Source organism: Roseobacter sp. SK209-2-6 (genome assembly GCF_000169455.1).
Classification (GTDB): domain Bacteria; phylum Pseudomonadota; class Alphaproteobacteria; order Rhodobacterales; family Rhodobacteraceae; genus Pseudophaeobacter.
Genome location: NZ_AAYC01000006.1, coordinates 201,713 through 217,275, shown reverse-complemented (window position 1 = coordinate 217,275; position 15,563 = coordinate 201,713). Strand labels below are relative to the sequence as shown.

General features: G+C 56.4%; 15 protein-coding genes. 9 read left to right on the top strand and 6 right to left on the bottom strand.

What is annotated here, in order from left to right; genetic code table 11:
* Window positions 1–85: 85 nt before the first annotated feature.
* Entirely contained in the window at window positions 86–1,864 is a 1,779-nt protein-coding gene (locus tag RSK20926_RS11435; RefSeq protein ID WP_008206848.1) for an SLC13 family permease, read from the bottom strand.
* A gap of 157 nt (window positions 1,865–2,021) precedes the next feature.
* Here RSK20926_RS11435 and RSK20926_RS11430 point away from each other — a divergent pair, with 157 nt between their 5' ends.
* Window positions 2,022–2,762 (top strand): YebC/PmpR family DNA-binding transcriptional regulator, encoded by a 741-nt coding sequence (locus RSK20926_RS11430; protein WP_008206846.1) that lies wholly within the window; start codon window positions 2,022–2,024, stop codon window positions 2,760–2,762.
* Between the two features lie 167 nt (window positions 2,763–2,929).
* Here the strand turns inward: RSK20926_RS11430 and RSK20926_RS11425 are convergent, their stop codons facing one another.
* The 4 genes from RSK20926_RS11425 to RSK20926_RS23405 all read right to left on the bottom strand — a co-directional run bounded on the left by RSK20926_RS11425 (window position 2,930) and on the right by RSK20926_RS23405 (window position 5,442).
* Complete coding sequence (locus RSK20926_RS11425; protein WP_008206845.1) at window positions 2,930–3,685, bottom strand: hypothetical protein; 756 nt, start codon at window positions 3,683–3,685, stop codon at window positions 2,930–2,932.
* 115 nt (window positions 3,686–3,800) lie between these two features.
* Window positions 3,801–4,493 carry a nitroreductase family protein gene (locus RSK20926_RS11420; RefSeq protein ID WP_008206844.1) on the bottom strand — a complete coding sequence of 231 codons (693 nt, stop codon included), beginning with the start codon at window positions 4,491–4,493 and terminating at the stop codon, window positions 3,801–3,803.
* Window positions 4,494–4,549: 56 nt separating this feature from the next.
* Window positions 4,550–5,074, bottom strand: a complete 525-nt coding sequence (locus RSK20926_RS23410) for a LysR substrate-binding domain-containing protein (protein WP_008206843.1) — start codon at window positions 5,072–5,074, stop codon at window positions 4,550–4,552.
* Window positions 5,071–5,442: a LysR family transcriptional regulator gene (locus tag RSK20926_RS23405; protein WP_008206842.1), complete on the bottom strand. Its 372-nt coding sequence runs from the start codon at window positions 5,440–5,442 to the stop codon at window positions 5,071–5,073. The genes RSK20926_RS23410 and RSK20926_RS23405 overlap by 4 nt, the downstream gene beginning before the upstream one ends.
* 97 nt (window positions 5,443–5,539) lie before the next feature.
* On the opposite strand from RSK20926_RS23405, the gene RSK20926_RS11410 reads away from it, so the two are divergent.
* The 3 genes from RSK20926_RS11410 (at window position 5,540) to RSK20926_RS11400 (ending at window position 8,298) form a co-directional block, all read left to right on the top strand.
* Window positions 5,540–6,145 (top strand): LysE/ArgO family amino acid transporter, encoded by a 606-nt coding sequence (locus RSK20926_RS11410; RefSeq protein ID WP_008206841.1) that lies wholly within the window; start codon window positions 5,540–5,542, stop codon window positions 6,143–6,145.
* A 141-nt stretch (window positions 6,146–6,286) separates the two neighbouring features.
* Window positions 6,287–7,207 (top strand): DMT family transporter, encoded by a 921-nt coding sequence (locus RSK20926_RS11405; protein WP_008206840.1) that lies wholly within the window; start codon window positions 6,287–6,289, stop codon window positions 7,205–7,207.
* Window positions 7,208–7,269: 62 nt separating this feature from the next.
* Complete coding sequence (locus tag RSK20926_RS11400) at window positions 7,270–8,298, top strand: DUF1036 domain-containing protein (protein WP_008206839.1); 1,029 nt, start codon at window positions 7,270–7,272, stop codon at window positions 8,296–8,298.
* A gap of 101 nt (window positions 8,299–8,399) precedes the next feature.
* Here RSK20926_RS11400 and betI read toward each other — a convergent pair whose 3' ends face one another.
* Window positions 8,400–8,975: a choline-binding transcriptional repressor BetI gene (gene betI, locus RSK20926_RS11395; RefSeq protein WP_008206837.1), complete on the bottom strand. Its 576-nt coding sequence runs from the start codon at window positions 8,973–8,975 to the stop codon at window positions 8,400–8,402.
* A gap of 158 nt (window positions 8,976–9,133) precedes the next feature.
* On the opposite strand from betI, the gene RSK20926_RS11390 reads away from it, so the two are divergent.
* The 5 genes from RSK20926_RS11390 (at window position 9,134) to betA (ending at window position 15,561) form a co-directional block, all read left to right on the top strand.
* A complete protein-coding gene (locus RSK20926_RS11390; protein WP_008206836.1) occupies window positions 9,134–10,342 on the top strand; it encodes a choline transporter in 1,209 nt (402 codons plus the stop codon).
* Between the two features lie 131 nt (window positions 10,343–10,473).
* Window positions 10,474–11,982, top strand: a complete 1,509-nt coding sequence (betC, locus tag RSK20926_RS11385) for a choline-sulfatase (RefSeq protein WP_008206834.1) — start codon at window positions 10,474–10,476, stop codon at window positions 11,980–11,982.
* Window positions 11,983–11,984: 2 nt separating this feature from the next.
* Entirely contained in the window at window positions 11,985–12,248 is a 264-nt protein-coding gene (locus RSK20926_RS11380) for a hypothetical protein (protein WP_037254787.1), read from the top strand.
* 1 nt (window position 12,249) lies between these two features.
* On the top strand, window positions 12,250–13,707 hold the full coding sequence (betB, locus tag RSK20926_RS11375; protein WP_008206832.1) for a betaine-aldehyde dehydrogenase: 1,458 nt from the start codon (window positions 12,250–12,252) through the stop codon (window positions 13,705–13,707).
* 198 nt (window positions 13,708–13,905) lie between these two features.
* Window positions 13,906–15,561 (top strand): choline dehydrogenase, encoded by a 1,656-nt coding sequence (gene betA, locus RSK20926_RS11365; protein ID WP_008206830.1) that lies wholly within the window; start codon window positions 13,906–13,908, stop codon window positions 15,559–15,561.
* The last annotated feature ends 2 nt before the right edge of the window (window positions 15,562–15,563 follow it).

Sequence of the window (15,563 nt, the reverse complement as noted above, 5' to 3'; positions counted from 1 at the left end):
CCTAGGTTCCGTCAGGTAACACCCCTAATTTTCAGAGGTTTTACTCAGCCGCCTCTGGCTCAGCCGCCTCTGGTGGTTTCCTACCTTAAAGCGGCCAGAAGGTAAGAATGGCGGGGATGGAAACAGCGATAATCAGCACTTCCAAAGGCAGACCAATGCGCCAATAATCGCCGAACTGATAGCCTCCCGGTCCCAGGACCAGAGTATTGTTCTTGTGGCCAATCGGGGTCAGGAAAGCCGCCGAGGCCGCAACGGCCACAGCCATCAGGAAGGGATCAGGGGAGACACCCAGCGATTGCGCCATTTGAATACCGACGGGGGCTGCTACGATTGCGGTGGCGGTGTTGTTCAGCACATCCGACAGCGTCATGGTCACCACCATCAGAACGGTCAGAATGGCCCAGGCTGGCAGGCCTTGGGTAAAGCTGATCAGGGCCTGCGCAATTAGGGCCGTGCCCCCGGAAGCGTCCAAGGCGGCGCCAAGTGGGATCATCGACCCTAGGAGAACCACCACCGGCCATTCCACATGATCATAAATCTCTGCTACCGGCAGAATCTTCAGCAATACATAGGAAATCGCAACCAGGCCCAGGGCAATCGGTAAGTAGATCCACCCGACAGAGGCCGCAAAAACGGCGGTGGCAAACAGGCCAATGGCGGCCCAGGTCTTGTCATTTGCGGTGACCGCCAGTCCACGTTCGGCCAAAGGCAGGCACCCCAGCCAATCAGTAACACTCGCCCCGCGCTCTCTGGGGCAGAGGATCAGTAGAATGTCGCCAGCAGCGATTTCGGTCTGTCTGAGGTGACGGTGCAGGTTTTGGCCTCGGCGGGAAATCCCCAAAAGCACCGCGCTTTGCCGCCAGGCGAGCCCCAGGGATTGGGCACTGCGACCGGCAATGCGAGAATCTTCTGGAACCACGACTTCGATCAGCTCCAGACCTTCGCCCGCAGCGGTGAGCTTCTCTTGTCGGGCCGCATCGGCAAAATCCAGTTTTAGAGCGGCGCGAAACTCATCCAGTGCATCCGGGGCAGCTTCGATCACCAGCGCATCGCCTGCGCGTAACTGCGCCGAATAGGCGCGTCCGTAGTGACGCTGCCCATTGCGGATCAATCCCAGAATAGCGACATCCGCTTTTTCGGCCTCGGCATCCAACTCTCCCAGCCTTTGATCGATGAGTTTTGATCCTTCGGGAATGGTGAGTTCAGCAATGTAATCGGCAAGACGCGCTTCTGCTGATCCAGGCGCACCATTCTCCCGCTGTGGGATCAGGCGCCAACCGACAAAGGCAACAAAGGTCAGACCGACCAGTGCGGCGATCCCGCCAACAGGTGCAAAGTCAAACATGGCAAAGGGCGCCCCAAGCGTTTCTTCGCGGATTGCAGCAATAATAATATTGGGTGGCGTACCGATAAGGGTGGCCATGCCGCCCAAAATGGTCGCAAAAGACAGTGGCATCAGGCTGAGACCGGGGCTGCGACCTGCCTTGCGGGCGGTCTGGATATCCACGGGCATCAGCAGTGCCAGCGCTGCGACATTGTTCATAAAGGCAGAAAGCACCGCTCCGATCCCGCCCATGAGGGCAATATGCAGTCCCAGGGCTCTTGCGCTGTCGACCAGGGTGCGGGTGATCAGCAGGACCGCGCCGGAACGCACCAGCCCTGCGGAAACGATCAGGACAAGCGCAACCACCAAAGTGGCCGGATGACCAAACCCGGAAAAGGCCTCACTGGTTGGAACAACGCCAACCACCACCCCAATCATCAGCGCGGCAAAAGCGATTAGATCATAGCGGAAACGACCCCAGAGGAGCATGGCGAAGACGGCGGCAAACAGGGTGAACAAAGCGATCTGGTCAAATGTCATGTAGGCAGACTAACCGCTTTGATCCCGTGCACAAGATGGAAGCCCACGCTGAAGGGGGGCTCTATTCGCTTTGCGATAGTAGCAGAGCTTGAAAGCCGGGCCTTAGCAGGGCTATATGTGCGCCAAACTTTAGATTGCACGACACAAAGGATCTACCATGGCAGGCCATTCCAAATGGGCAAACATTCAGCACCGCAAAGGCCGTCAGGATGCGGCGCGGTCCAAGCTGTTTTCCAAACTGGCCAAGGAGATCACCGTGGCCGCAAAGATGGGCGACCCCGACCCTGAAAAGAACCCGCGTCTACGCCTGGCCGTGAAAGAGGCCAAATCGCAATCGGTACCAAAAGACGTCATCGAGCGCGCGATTAAAAAGGCCATCGGTGGCGACGCCGAGAACTATGATGAAATTCGCTATGAAGGGTATGGCCCCAGCGGGGTGGCGGTTATTGTCGAGACGATGACCGACAACAAAAACCGCACAGCCTCCACCGTGCGATCCACATTCTCCAAAAATGGTGGCAACTTGGGTGAGACCGGCTCCGTTGGCTTCATGTTCGACCGCAAAGGCGAAGTCAGCTATCCTGCCAGTGTTGGTGATGCGGACACGGTTATGATGGCCGCGATTGAAGCGGGTGCCGAAGATGTCGAAAGCTCTGATGACGGCCACATCATCTATTGCGAAGATACCGACCTGAATGAAGTCTCCAACGCGCTGGAAGCTGAGCTGGGTGAATCCGAGAGCACCAAGTTGATCTGGAAGCCAACAACCACCACCGAGCTGGACCTGGAAGGCATGCAAAAACTGATGAAGCTGGTTGATGCTCTGGAAGATGATGATGACGTCCAGCGTGTTACAACGAATTTTGAAGCTTCTGATGAGGTGATGGAGCAGCTCTGATTGCTCAACACTTTGCTTGCAGAAACCGGAAAAGCCCCTGACTTGGTCGGGGGCTTTTTGATGTCGGCATCGAGATGTGCGACTCTCCCCTTGGGGGTCAGGCTGTCAGCTGCATACTGAATTACGATCGTGTCATGGCAGCCTCTGAGTAGCTTTAGGCACTGCGCCTAATTGGTTGTCACACCCGCTTTTGTCAGTTGATCAGCACTGGGAAACCACAGTTTCTCTGCCGATGTTTCGAAAACTTTTTTTACAAAATCTTCCGAAACACCCCTGGATATCAGGTATTTTTCGTCCCTTTTTTGCTCTTTTTCAATATTTATCTGTGGCAGGCCGCCAAAGTGCCTCAATTGGTAGCTATGGAACCCCAAGGATCCATCCATGCCGATCTGCCGCCTGTTTCCCGCTGCAAAGAGAAGAGTGCAGGCCGAAGCGCAGAGGCCTCTTGCCTCGGTATTCAGACCAAATTCTGCGATAAGTTTGGCGGCCCCTCTGGCCTCATAAATCAGACCGCCAGCGCTGCTCAGCAGTAGTGTTTCAATTTCTGGGTTTTCGCTGAGCACCTTTTTGAGGCGCCGGGTCAGGCCAAATGTGATTTCACCCTTAAAGTCGAGAATGCGTCCATCCGGTGTTAGGATCAGGCTGTAACGCGCTGAATGCTCTGCATTTCGCTGGGCTTCAAAATCGATATTGTCCGGTTCCTGGTTGGAGATTAGCCAGGCTTCCCACCAGAGAGAGGAGGAGAGTAGTGCCAGAAGTAGGTAGGCGAGGTAACTGCCCCAGACCGGAGCCATAGCTCCGGATCCTGATTGATGGCTATCAGTGGCGCGAAGTAGGTTTCGGCCCGCAAATATTAGCAGGGCGAAGTCTATGCTCAGCAGTGCAAAAAAGACAAAGATCGGGAGCTGAACAGCCTGGTTCATCCCCCACCAGAGTAGCAAGCTACTCCCGCGTAACAACAAAACATAGCGCCAGAATGCGCCCGCGATCGTTGCTCCCGACCGGCTCAAGCCTTTGCCAACATTTTGCCAGTTGCGGTCACTCAAACACCGTTGAGATTTCGCTGAGCGGTTTCTTCAGTTTGGCAACACTGGGAACCTGGGCTTCGGCACTCGGATGACCAACGGCGATGATCATGGTTGGCTTTTCAGAGGCAGGGCGATTTAAGGCCGTATTAAGAAATTTCATAGGGTTAGGGGTGTGAGTTAAAGCACAAAGCCCAGCGCTGTGCAAAGAGGCCAGGAGAAACCCGGTGGCGATGTTCACGCTTTCTGGAACATAGTAGTTTTTGTACCGGGTTCCGTCTGAGAACTCGCCCCAGCGCTGGGAAAAAACGACGATCAGCCAGGGGGCTATGGTCAAATGTGGCTTATCTTCATTGGTGCCAATAGGTTCCAGGGCCTTGATCCATTCATCTCCCGCACCGCCGGCATAAAAACGTCGTTCTTCTTCCTCAGCTTCCTCGCGGATGCGTTGCTTTAGGGCAGGGTTGGAAATGGCCACAAAATGCCAGGGCTGATGATTGGCGCCCGAAGGGGCGGTGCCCGCAGTTTCAATGCAGGTTGTGATCACCTCGCGCGGGATTGGCTTCGGCGTGAAATCCCGTACCGTATGGCGCTTGCGCATATGTTCCAGAAACTCCGATGCCTTCTGCTGCATCTCGTCCCCGGTGAAATCGAACCGGTCGGGAAGGGGCTGGGGATCATAGGACAGAGCGGTTCTTGAAAACATATGCGGCGGGCTCCAATAGGCTTAGGCTGGTCTTGGCCAAGGGGACCTCCCAATAGTCACTGATGAGAGGACAGATGTTTGCGCGCGCAGCCTAACACCGCCCGCGTCAATTTGGCCAGCGCGGGCGCCATGATGCGGCTAACCTGCCATTCCAATGCGACTTCCAGCCTACTATCGGCCTTTAGCTCCACCAGATCGCCGTTCTGTAGTTCCTCCTGGATCAAATTTACCGGGTTCATTCCCCAACCCAACCCTGCCTTTGCAGCATCCGCAAAGGCCTGAGTGGAAGGCAGGAAATGTGAAGGCGGGGAAACATAGGAACCGGCGGCCTTGTCCAGCCATCGACGTTGCAGGGCGTCTTTTTGATTGAAGGTGATGCAGGGGGCCTGGGCTAAGGCTTCGGTGTTGCAACCCTCAGGAAACCAGTGGGCAACATAGCGTGGACTGGCGGTTGCGGTGTATTGCATGGTGCCAAGCCTAAAGGCATCGCATCCAGTGACCGGGGTCCCATGGGCGGTGACCGCGGCAGAGACCTCTCCCCGGCGCAGCCAGTCGGCGCTATGGTCCTGATCATCGATCACAATATCAAACAGAAACTCGGGTACGTGGCCATGGCATCAATGAACCAAGTGGCCAGACTGTCCGCATTCACAGCCACCCTAATGACGGTTGCGCCACTGCTCTGACTAGGCACAAGTGCGAGGTCCTTAGCGGCCTGACCCTGAAGGAGGTTAAGGTCATCCGCCAATTTAGCCAGTCGACGGCCTGATTTCGTTCCCCTGCAAGGGGTCGTGCGATGCACCAGGACACCGCCGGCGCGTTCTTCCAAGGCTTTGATGCGTTGAGATACGGCTGAAGGGGTGACCGAGAGTTCTTGGGCCGCCGCTTCAAAGCTCCCCAATCGCAGGACAGAGGTAAGTGCGGCCAGTTGGTTTTGGTCAAAGTTCATTAGCACCACTTAATTGGGGTTACTTTGTTTAATTTTACTACACACATTGTTTGAGCTAATCAAAGCCGAACCGAAGTAACATCTTAAGGTCCCTTCAATGCCGCCCAGTCTATTTGCCGGATTTGCCCTTGGTCTGAGCCTCATCATGGCCATAGGCTCACAAAATGCATTTGTCCTGCGTCAGGGGCTGCGGCGACAGCATGTGTTTTGGATTTGCCTGACCTGTGCGAGCTCAGATGCGCTGCTGATTACGGCGGGCGTGCTGGGGTTTGGTTCCCTGGCTCTGGCCTGGCCGTGGTTTGAAACACTGATGCGTTGGGGCGGAGCAGCATTCCTTCTCTGGTATGGCGCGCGTAGCCTGATGTCTGCCTGGAAGGGCGGAGGGGTTCTGAAAGCCAATACAGAAGGTGCTACACAGGCCCCGCTCTGGCCGGTCCTGGCAACTGTCTTGATGCTGACCTGGCTCAATCCGCATGTGTATCTGGATACGGTTGTCCTGCTTGGGTCGATTTCTGCGCAATATGCCGATCCGCTGGTTTTTGGCCTTGGGGCGGGCATTGCAAGTTTTGCCTTCTTTTTCAGTCTGGGCTATGGGGCTGCTTTGCTCGCGCCCTTCTTTGCCAAACCGCGTGCCTGGCAGGCCCTTGATCTTTTGGTTGGTTTGACGATGTGGGGCATTGCGGCAAAGCTACTGCTGATGTGATCATCTTTTGGTGGGCGGTGATAGGAATTCGTTGCTTTTCGGTAGCAGGTCCCTCTTTTTCTTTTTTGTAACCTTCTCAATTGCATTTGTTTATTTGTGTAGGGTTGTCCCTGTTGATGGAAGAGTATTCAGATTGATCTTATGAGTGTTTCAAATCACACCAGCGCAGGGAGTGCCGCATCGGGCAAGGGCGTCCTATGGATGTTGGTGACCGGGCTGTGTTTTGTCGCCGTGACGGCCCTCGTGAAGATGCTGGGAACCGAGGTTCCACCGGCACAATCTGCTTTTTTGCGGTATTTTCTTGGACTGGTGTTTTTGCTGCCCGTGCTCGGCACTTTGCGTAAAACACATATTGCACCAAGGGATTGGTTGCTCTTTGCAGGGCGCGGAGGGGTGCATACCCTGGGTGTCATTTTGTGGTTCTTTGCCATGACTCAGATCCCACTGGCTGAAGTCACGGCAATGAACTACCTCTCTCCGGTCTATGTCACGCTTGGGGCGGCTCTGTTCCTAGGTGAACGTTTGGCCGCGCGACGAGTTCTGGCCATCGTGGTCGCTATTCTAGGGGCACTAGTCATTCTAAGGCCCGGATTTCGAGAGGTTTCCCTTGGTCATCTCGCAATGCTCTTTACTGCGTTTTCTTTTGGTGCCTCCTACTTAATGGCAAAAAATGCAGTAGAAAAATATGGACCAACGGTGGTTGTGGCCATGCTTTCTATTTGGGTTACCATAGGCTTGGCGCCCTTTGCCTGGGAGGTTTGGACGCGCCCCAGCTTGCAATCGATTGGCATTCTTTTTGCTGTCGCTTGCTTTGCAACCGCTGGCCACTATTCTATGACACTAGCCTTTGCGAATGCCCCTATGACTGTGACGCAACCGGTTACTTTTCTTCAATTGGTTTGGGCCACTCTTCTTGGAACATTGGTTTTTGGCGAACCCGTTGACATCTGGGTAGTTCTTGGCGGGAGTCTCATCATAGGTGCGATATGCTTCATTACCTGGCGTGAAGCAGTTTTAAAGAAGCGCGCGATTACCCCGCCGGACGCAGCGACAAAACTGTGAACCGTCCTGTTTTAGCACTGTTTGGGGAGTGACTATTTGAGCTCGACAATAGGAGGTTGAAGATGATGAGGCGAAAAGGCAGACTTCTGTTCATTCCGTTCGTTCTCTTCTATTTTGCCTTTACATTGCCTGCCTGGGCGGGGCTTGAGATATGCAATGACACTGCTGTGCGGCAATCTCTGTCTGTTGCCTTTCAAACTGAGGGAGAGTGGCAATCCGAAGGGTGGTGGCAACTCGAGCCTCAAGACTGTGTCGCTCCGCTGCAAGATGAAACAGATCAGAGGATCTACTACTATCTGGCGCAGAGCCCCGGATGGATCTTTGCCCATGACCGCATCGCCTTTTGTACTGGCGCTGCGGCTTTCTCTATTCGAAACACGCAAGACTGTGAGGGTCTTGGTTTTGAAAAAGAGTATTTTGCCAAAATTGATGTAACCAAACTGCCGGACCAGAGGCAGTATTTGAGCATGCATTCCGAACATGCACAGGGATTTGAAGGAAGCGCCTGGGATCGGCCGCGGCGAAAACCGCAGAGGCGGCCCTATAGTGGTGAAGCTCTGTTTCAGAATTGCATGAAATCGAAAACCGCGCGCCAGCAGCATTGTACGCTGATTGGGGGAGGGCGGGTGTTTATTGTGTCCAACGATGGCCGGACTGCACCGCAATTGATTGAGCGAATGAACCAGTTAACGGCCGGGCAGCCTGTAGCCTTTTCCGGGGATTGGGTGAGCCACTATGAAACTGTTGTTGAATTTGTTCTTGCAGAGATTTCGGAACGGGAGCCCAGTGCGGAGGAGGAGCTCCTGTTTGGAATGCAGGGGGATTGGTATTCCACCACCGATCCGATGGATCAATTTACCATAATAGGCAGTATGCGTTTTAATCGCTACGCTGGCAGTCAGACAGCGCAGGAGTTTCTCGCGGTCCTACCCTTTTGTGGGGAGTTTTTGGAGGATGGCCCGTATCTCTATTCATGGGACCATCAGGCGGGAACCGGGCTGTGTTATGCCCTCAGGGAAATCTCTCCGATTGAGCTTATACTAAGTTATATGCCCGGAAACATTGAGCTACGCTATCGGCGCAGTGAGTAACCTTGAAACCAAGGAAAGACCGAACGAACAGGTTCGGAACTGGAAAGGCCTGGCAATACCTTTGCATCAAAACTGACAGGACCCAAGAGCAGGGTGGCTAGCTAGGAAATTGTCAAATCAACAACTCTATGTGCTGCCTTGCGTGCATTTTTCGGGTCAAGCGGGCGGTGTGCTTGGGCGGCTTCCAGCCAAACGCCATCCATGTAGCATTGCAGGGCACTGCGTGCGGTTTCCACCCGATCTGCCGGAAGCAGGTTGGCTAACTCCGCACGCACGTGGCTACGCACTCGGGAGCGATTGATTCGATGTAGCCGTGACAGACGTTGCGAATACGGCGCATTGGCCCAGAATTGCATCCAGATACTGCATTGGGGAACAGTATAAAGATCATCCGCGAAATTCGCGTCCATCACCGCATAAAGCCGCTCTTTTGGCGTGCTTGCCTTGGCATATCCTTCGATCATGGCTTGACGCAATTTTCGCAAAAGGTGGCGCATCGTCGCCTCCATCAGCCCCTCCTTGGAGCCGAAATAATAGTTGATTGATGCCGCCGAAGCACCGGCTTCGCGCGCAATTTCCGCCATTGTAACAACTGAGTAGCCGCTCTGGTGAACGGCTACGATAGTCGCTTCGATCAGTTCTTCGTTGCGGATGTCTCTAATGCGTTTTCTTCCCATGTGCAGACTTTGCGCCAGCTGGGTTCAGGTTTCAACTGTTGATCCAAGAAATCCAAAACCTGAATGGCCGTTTAAAAAAACGTTTAGTGAATTGAAATTCTGTGGTAGCGATATGGTCCATGTTCTGGGGCGATACCCGCCCCCCATGGGAGGGACATATGACACTCATCATCTCGGCTGGGGTGCTGCTGGCCTTTGCGCTGGTTATCTTCTGCACGCTCAAGTGGTGGAATGTGCGCAATGTCGGCGTTACGCCGGTGCATCTCTTCACCTTTATCGCAATTCTCTTCACCTCCGGCCTGGATGTGGGGCTGATCATGTTCCCGCTGGCCTGGGACTTTCCGCTATACGCGGATACGGCCACCGAACCTGCCTACGCCTTCACTAACCCCTTGGCGCTAGAATTTGGCTTCTGGGGCTTTCTGATCTGGGGCTTTTACTTCCTGACCACATTCTACTTCTGTGTGATCGAACCCCGAGTGAAGTTCTTTGAGATCCCGCTGGTGAAATGGATCAACAATATCGTGATCATTGGCACCTGCGCCTTCACCGGCGCGCTGTTCCTGGTCTATCTGCCTTACTACGCCACCTTCATGGGCGACGGTGAGAGCGTGATCCCCGAATTCTATGTCATTGCCTTCTTCGTGATCCTCTTTGCAGCCTTCTCTTCGACCGACATCAAATACGTCCGGATCCTCTCGGTTGGCTCGACCGCGCTGTTCCTGGCACTGATCCTGGGCATGTGGGCCTATGCGGGCATGGGCCTGGGCGCGTTTGCCTCCACTGCAAGCAACATTGGCGGCTACTTTGCCAATATCCACAAGTTCATCCTGCCCATGACCGACTATCATGAGTTTTACCTGTTCTGGTGGTTCGCCTGGTCGATCATGATCGGTCAGTTCACCTCGCGCTTTGTCGGCGGTTTGAAAACTTGGCAGGTGCTCGCGGCACTGCTGGTCTTCCCCTCGATCCCGCTGGGCCTGTGGTTCACAGTGCTCTACTACTACCACCTGAACAGCATCGAGCTGACACTGATGATCAATGTCTCCATGCTGGTGGTCGGCATCATCTTTGTGGTCAACTCCTTTGACTCGCTGATCCGCCTTTACACCGACAACCTGAACCTCTCGGCGCAGCGCTTCGGGACCGTTCCTTATGTGCTGGGCAACGCACTGGTACTCTTTGGCCTGACCCTGGCCTTTGAGAGCCAGTGGCTGCAGATCCAGTGGATCGGCACCGTGGTGATCGGCATCTATGTGACCTGCTTGGCCTACATTGTGCTGACCAAGCGCAAAGAAGTTATGGCGATCAATTCCTCGCCCGAGGAAAACACCCTCGACTTCCACCGCATCGACGCGGTTCACTAAGCAAACACGGCGCTTCCCTTTGGTATCAGAGGGGAGCGCTCTTTTGATCGAGGGGCCCGCAGGTGAAACTGCACCCCTCTCAATCACCCAACATGAGCACATCGCTCAAACACCAAGGAGGAGCCTCTCAGATGTCCAAGCCGAATATCCTGATCCTGATGGTCGACCAGCTGAATGGAACTTTGTTCCCGGATGGCCCGGCGGACTGGCTGCATGCTCCGAACCTGAAGAAGCTGGCGGCAAAATCCACCCGCTTTGCCAATGCCTATACCGCTTCTCCGCTCTGCGCGCCGGGGCGGGCCTCTTTCATGTCGGGTCAGCTGCCTTCGCGCACCGGCGTCTATGACAACGCGGCCGAGTTCCGCTCTGACATTCCGACCTATGCCCACCACCTGCGCCGCGCGGGTTACTACACCTGCCTGTCAGGCAAGATGCATTTTGTCGGCCCCGATCAGCTGCACGGGTTTGAGGACCGGCTGACCACTGATATCTATCCGGCCGACTTCGGCTGGACGCCGGATTACCGCAAGCCCGGTGAGCGCATCGACTGGTGGTACCACAACATGGGTTCCGTCACCGGGGCAGGGGTCGCCGAGACCTCTAACCAGATGGAGTACGACGATGAGGTGGCCTATAACGCCACCGCCAAGCTCTATGAGCTGTCGCGCGATCTGGATGACCGGCCCTGGGCGCTGACCGTCAGCTTTACCCACCCGCATGACCCCTATGTGGCGCGCCGCAAATACTGGGATCTCTATGAGGATTGCGAGCATCTGCTGCCGGAAGTCCCTGCGATGGACTACGAAGACCACGACCCCCACGCGCAGCGGATCTTTGACGCCAATGACTGGAGCAGCTTTGATATCAAAGAAGAGGATATCAGACGCTCCCGCCGCGCCTATTTTGCCAATATCTCCTATCTGGATGACAAGATCGGCGAGATCCTGGAGGTGCTGGAAACCACCCGCCAAGAGGCGATCATCCTCTTTGTTTCTGACCACGGCGACATGTTGGGTGAGCGCGGCCTCTGGTTCAAGATGAGCTTCTATGACGGCTCTTCCCGTGTACCATTGATGATTTCCTCCCCCGATCTGCCTGCTGGCCTGATTGAAACGCCTGTCTCCACGCTGGATGTCACCCCGACGCTGGGTGCGCTGGCGGGTGTCGATATGGCAGAGATTGAACCCTGGACTGACGGTCAGAACCTGGTGCCCCTGGCTCAGGGAATCGCGCGGACCGAGCCTGTTGCCATCGAATACGCGGCCGAGGCTTCATACGCGCCGCTGGTGTCGCTGCGGGACGGGAAATGGAAGTACACCCGCTGTGCTCTGGACCCCGATCAGCTGTTTGATCTGGAGGCTGACCCGCATGAATTGACCAACCTTGCCAAGGACCCGGCTCATGCCGGAACCCTGGAGGATCTGCGCGCCAAATCCGAGGCGCGCTGGAACCTGGAAGAGTTTGATGCCCAGGTGCGGGCCAGCCAGGCCCGTCGCTGGGTCGTCTATGAAGCTCTGCGCGAGGGCGGCTATTACCCCTGGGATTACCAGCCGCTGCAAAAAGCCTCTGAGCGCTACATGCGCAACCACATGAATCTCGACAACCTCGAGGAAAGCAAACGCTTTCCCCGCGGAGAATAGCGATGACCCCAAATGAGTTGAAAACCGCGCACGGGCACTGCTCCCGCCACAGGTCGGAAATTGAACGCAGCCAGAAATGCGGTTGCTTTCATTGCATCGAGGTGTTCCCCCCTTTGCAGATTTCCGAGTGGTGCGATGACGAAAACCCTCAACAACAGTGGACGGCGATCTGTCCGAAGTGCGGTATCGACTCTGTTATTGGAGACGCGTCTGGAATTGATGTTTCTCCTGAATTTCTTACTGCAATGAACAAGTACTGGTTCTGACATGACACATCCCGCTCAGCCCAAAGCAAGCCACTTTATCAACGGTGAATACGTTGAGGATACCGGTGGCACCCCGATCCCGGTGATCTATGCCGCCACCGGTGAGCAGATCGCCACCGTCTACGCGGCGACACCTGCCATCGTTGAACAGGCCCTCTCCACCTCCAAGGCGGCGCAGAAGGAATGGGCCAAGATGACCGGCACTGAGCGCGGCCGCATCCTGCGCCGTGCTGCTGACATCATGCGCGAACGCAACCACGAGCTTTCGGTGCTGGAAACCTATGATACCGGCAAGCCGCTGCAGGAAACCCTGGTGGCAGACGCCACCTCCGGCGCCGATGCGCTGGAATATTTCGGCGGACTGGCAGGCTCCCTGACCGGCGAGCACATCCCTATGGGGGAAGACTGGGTCTATACCAAGCGCGAAGCGCTGGGGCTGTGTGTGGGCATCGGTGCCTGGAACTACCCGACCCAGATTGCCTGCTGGAAAGGCGCGCCTGCGCTGGCCTGCGGCAACTCCATGGTGTTCAAACCCTCGGAAACCACGCCGCTCTGCGCCCTGAAAGTTGCCGAGATCCTGCATGAGGCCGGCGCGCCCGCAGGCATCTACAATGTGATCCAGGGCATGGGGGAAGTGGGCGGCGCGCTGGTCACTGATCCGCGCGTCGACAAGGTGTCGCTCACCGGTTCGGTGCCGACCGGCAAGAAGGTCTACGCCGCAGCCGCTGAGGGCATGAAGCATGTCACCATGGAGCTGGGCGGCAAGTCGCCGCTGATCATCTTTGATGACGCTGATGTGGATAACGCCGTCGGCGGCGCCATCAACGGCAACTTCTACTCCTCCGGCCAAGTGTGTTCGAACGGCACCCGGGTCTTTGTGCAAAAGGGCATCAAGGAGAGGTTCCTGGCCTGTCTGGCTGAACGCACCGGCAATGCCGTGATCGGCGACCCGATGGATGAGACAACCAGCTTTGGCCCTATGGTCACCGAAAATCAGATGAACATCGTGCTGGGCTATATTGAGAAGGGAAAAGAAGAGGGCGCCCGCCTGATCTGCGGCGGCGAACGGGCTGACATGGACGGCTACTACATCCAGCCAACGGTCTTTGCCGATGTCACCGACGATATGACCATTGCCCGTGAGGAGATCTTTGGCCCCGTCATGTCGGTCCTCGATTTTGACACCGAAGAAGAAGTCATCGCCCGCGCCAATGACACAGAGTTCGGCCTCTCGGCAGGTGTTTTCACCAATGACTTCAGCCGCGCGCACCGGGTGATTGACCAGTTGGAGGCAGGCAGCTGTTTTATCAACTCCTACAACGATGCCCCGGTTGAGGCCCCCTTTGGCGGCGTGAAAGCATCGGGCGTTGGCCGCGAGAACTCGAAAGAAGCAATTAAGCACTTCAGTCAGGTGAAATCCGTCTATGTGCGGATGGGCGACGTTGAGGCAGCCTTCTAAGGAAGGTCTGCAGGCAGCTCTGGCCGGTCCCCTGGGCCTGACGCATCTCCCTGAGATCGGTCAGAGCAAATTTGACCCGCTCTTTGACGCACAACCAAAGGGCAACGACAAGACAATACCGGGCAGCTGGGCAATCGGCCTGTGGAGATACCTCTAGGCAGTTGAGGAATGTCCCGAACGCCGCGATGGAGAGACGTGATGAAGGCAGATTATGTGATTGTTGGGGCGGGCTCCGCGGGCTGTGCCATGGCCTACCGGCTGAGCGAAGCAGGCAAGTCGGTTCTGGTGATCGAGCATGGCGGCACTGATGCAGGCCCCTTTATTCAAATGCCCGGTGCGCTGAGCTATCCGATGAACATGCCGCTTTATGACTGGGGCTACAAATCCCAGCCGGAGCCGCACTTGGGCGACCGTGAGCTGGTCACCCCGCGCGGCAAGGTGATCGGCGGCTCTTCCTCCATCAATGGTATGGTCTATGTGCGCGGCCATGCTGGCGACTACAATCATTGGGCCGAAAGCGGCGCCACCGGCTGGTCCTATGCTGATGTGCTGCCCTATTTCAAACGGATGGAGTGCTGGAACAACCGCGGTCAGGGTGGCGACGCCGACTGGCGCGGCAAGGACGGCCCCCTGCATGTGACCCGCGGCCCCCGCGATAACCCCTTGCATGACGCCTTCGTCGAGGCGGGCAAACAGGCTGGCTACCAGGAGACCGAAGACTATAACGGCGAGCAGCAAGAGGGCTTTGGCCCGATGGAGATGACCGTCTACAAGGGCCAGCGCTGGTCCGCTGCCAATGCCTATCTGAAACCTGCCCTGAAGCGGGACAATTGCAACCTAGTCCGGGGCCTCGCTCGCAAGGTGGTGATCCAGGATGGCAAGGCCACCGGGGTCGAGATCGAGCGCGGCGGCAAGGTTGAAGTCATTGAGGCCAATATTGAAGTCATTCTGGCCGCCAGCTCGATCAACTCGCCCAAGCTCCTGATGCTCTCGGGCATCGGCCCGGCCAAGCATCTGGCGGAGCATGGCATTGATGTGGTGGCGGACCGTCCCGGCGTGGGCCAGAACCTGCAGGACCACCTGGAGTTCTATTTCCAGTTTGCCTCCAAACAGCCAATCACCCTGTTCAAATACTGGAACCTCTTCGGTAAGGCGCTGGTCGGTGCGCAATGGCTCTTTACCAAGACTGGGCTGGGGGCCTCGAACCAGTTCGAAAGTGCGGCCTTCATCCGCTCTGACAAGGGGGTGGACTACCCGGATATCCAGTATCACTTCCTGCCCATCGCGGTGCGCTACGACGGGCAGGCGGCGGCCGAGGGCCATGGCTTCCAGGCGCATGTGGGACCGATGCGCTCGGACTCCCGTGGGGAAATCACCTTGGCCAGCGCCGACCCCAAAGCGGCGCCGAAGATCCTGTTCAACTACATGTCCACCGAGAAGGACTGGGAGGATTTCCGCAAATGCATTCGCCTCACGCGCGAGGTCTTTGGCCAGGATGCGATGAAGCCCTTTGTCAAACATGAGATCCAGCCGGGCGATGCGCTGCAGACGGATGAAGAGCTGAACGGATTTATCCGCGAACACGTGGAAAGTGCCTATCACCCCTGCGGCACCTGCAAGATGGGCGCTGCTGATGATCCGATGTCCGTGGTGGATCCGGAATGCCGTGTGATCGGGGTTGAGGGGCTGCGTGTCGCGGATAGCTCAATCTTCCCGCGCATCACCAATGGCAACCTCAACGGACCCTCGATCATGACCGGGGAGAAAGCCTCGGATCATATCCTGGGCCGCCGCCTGCCGTCCTCAAATGCGGAGCCCTGGTTCAACCCGAACTGGCAGGCAAGCCAGCGCTAAGG

Coding starts and splice junctions, on each gene's coding strand:
- RSK20926_RS11435 (WP_008206848.1), bottom strand. CDS start 1,864: ATGACATTTGACCAGATCGCTTTGTTCACCCTGTTTGCCGCCGTCTTC.
- RSK20926_RS11430 (WP_008206846.1), top strand. CDS start 2,022: ATGGCAGGCCATTCCAAATGGGCAAACATTCAGCACCGCAAAGGCCGT.
- RSK20926_RS11425 (WP_008206845.1), bottom strand. CDS start 3,685: ATGAACCAGGCTGTTCAGCTCCCGATCTTTGTCTTTTTTGCACTGCTG.
- RSK20926_RS11420 (WP_008206844.1), bottom strand. CDS start 4,493: ATGTTTTCAAGAACCGCTCTGTCCTATGATCCCCAGCCCCTTCCCGAC.
- RSK20926_RS23405 (WP_008206842.1), bottom strand. CDS start 5,442: ATGAACTTTGACCAAAACCAACTGGCCGCACTTACCTCTGTCCTGCGA.
- RSK20926_RS11410 (WP_008206841.1), top strand. CDS start 5,540: ATGCCGCCCAGTCTATTTGCCGGATTTGCCCTTGGTCTGAGCCTCATC.
- RSK20926_RS11405 (WP_008206840.1), top strand. CDS start 6,287: ATGAGTGTTTCAAATCACACCAGCGCAGGGAGTGCCGCATCGGGCAAG.
- RSK20926_RS11400 (WP_008206839.1), top strand. CDS start 7,270: ATGATGAGGCGAAAAGGCAGACTTCTGTTCATTCCGTTCGTTCTCTTC.
- betI (WP_008206837.1), bottom strand. CDS start 8,975: ATGGGAAGAAAACGCATTAGAGACATCCGCAACGAAGAACTGATCGAA.
- RSK20926_RS11390 (WP_008206836.1), top strand. CDS start 9,134: ATGACACTCATCATCTCGGCTGGGGTGCTGCTGGCCTTTGCGCTGGTT.
- betC (WP_008206834.1), top strand. CDS start 10,474: ATGTCCAAGCCGAATATCCTGATCCTGATGGTCGACCAGCTGAATGGA.
- RSK20926_RS11380 (WP_037254787.1), top strand. CDS start 11,985: ATGACCCCAAATGAGTTGAAAACCGCGCACGGGCACTGCTCCCGCCAC.
- betB (WP_008206832.1), top strand. CDS start 12,250: ATGACACATCCCGCTCAGCCCAAAGCAAGCCACTTTATCAACGGTGAA.
- betA (WP_008206830.1), top strand. CDS start 13,906: ATGAAGGCAGATTATGTGATTGTTGGGGCGGGCTCCGCGGGCTGTGCC.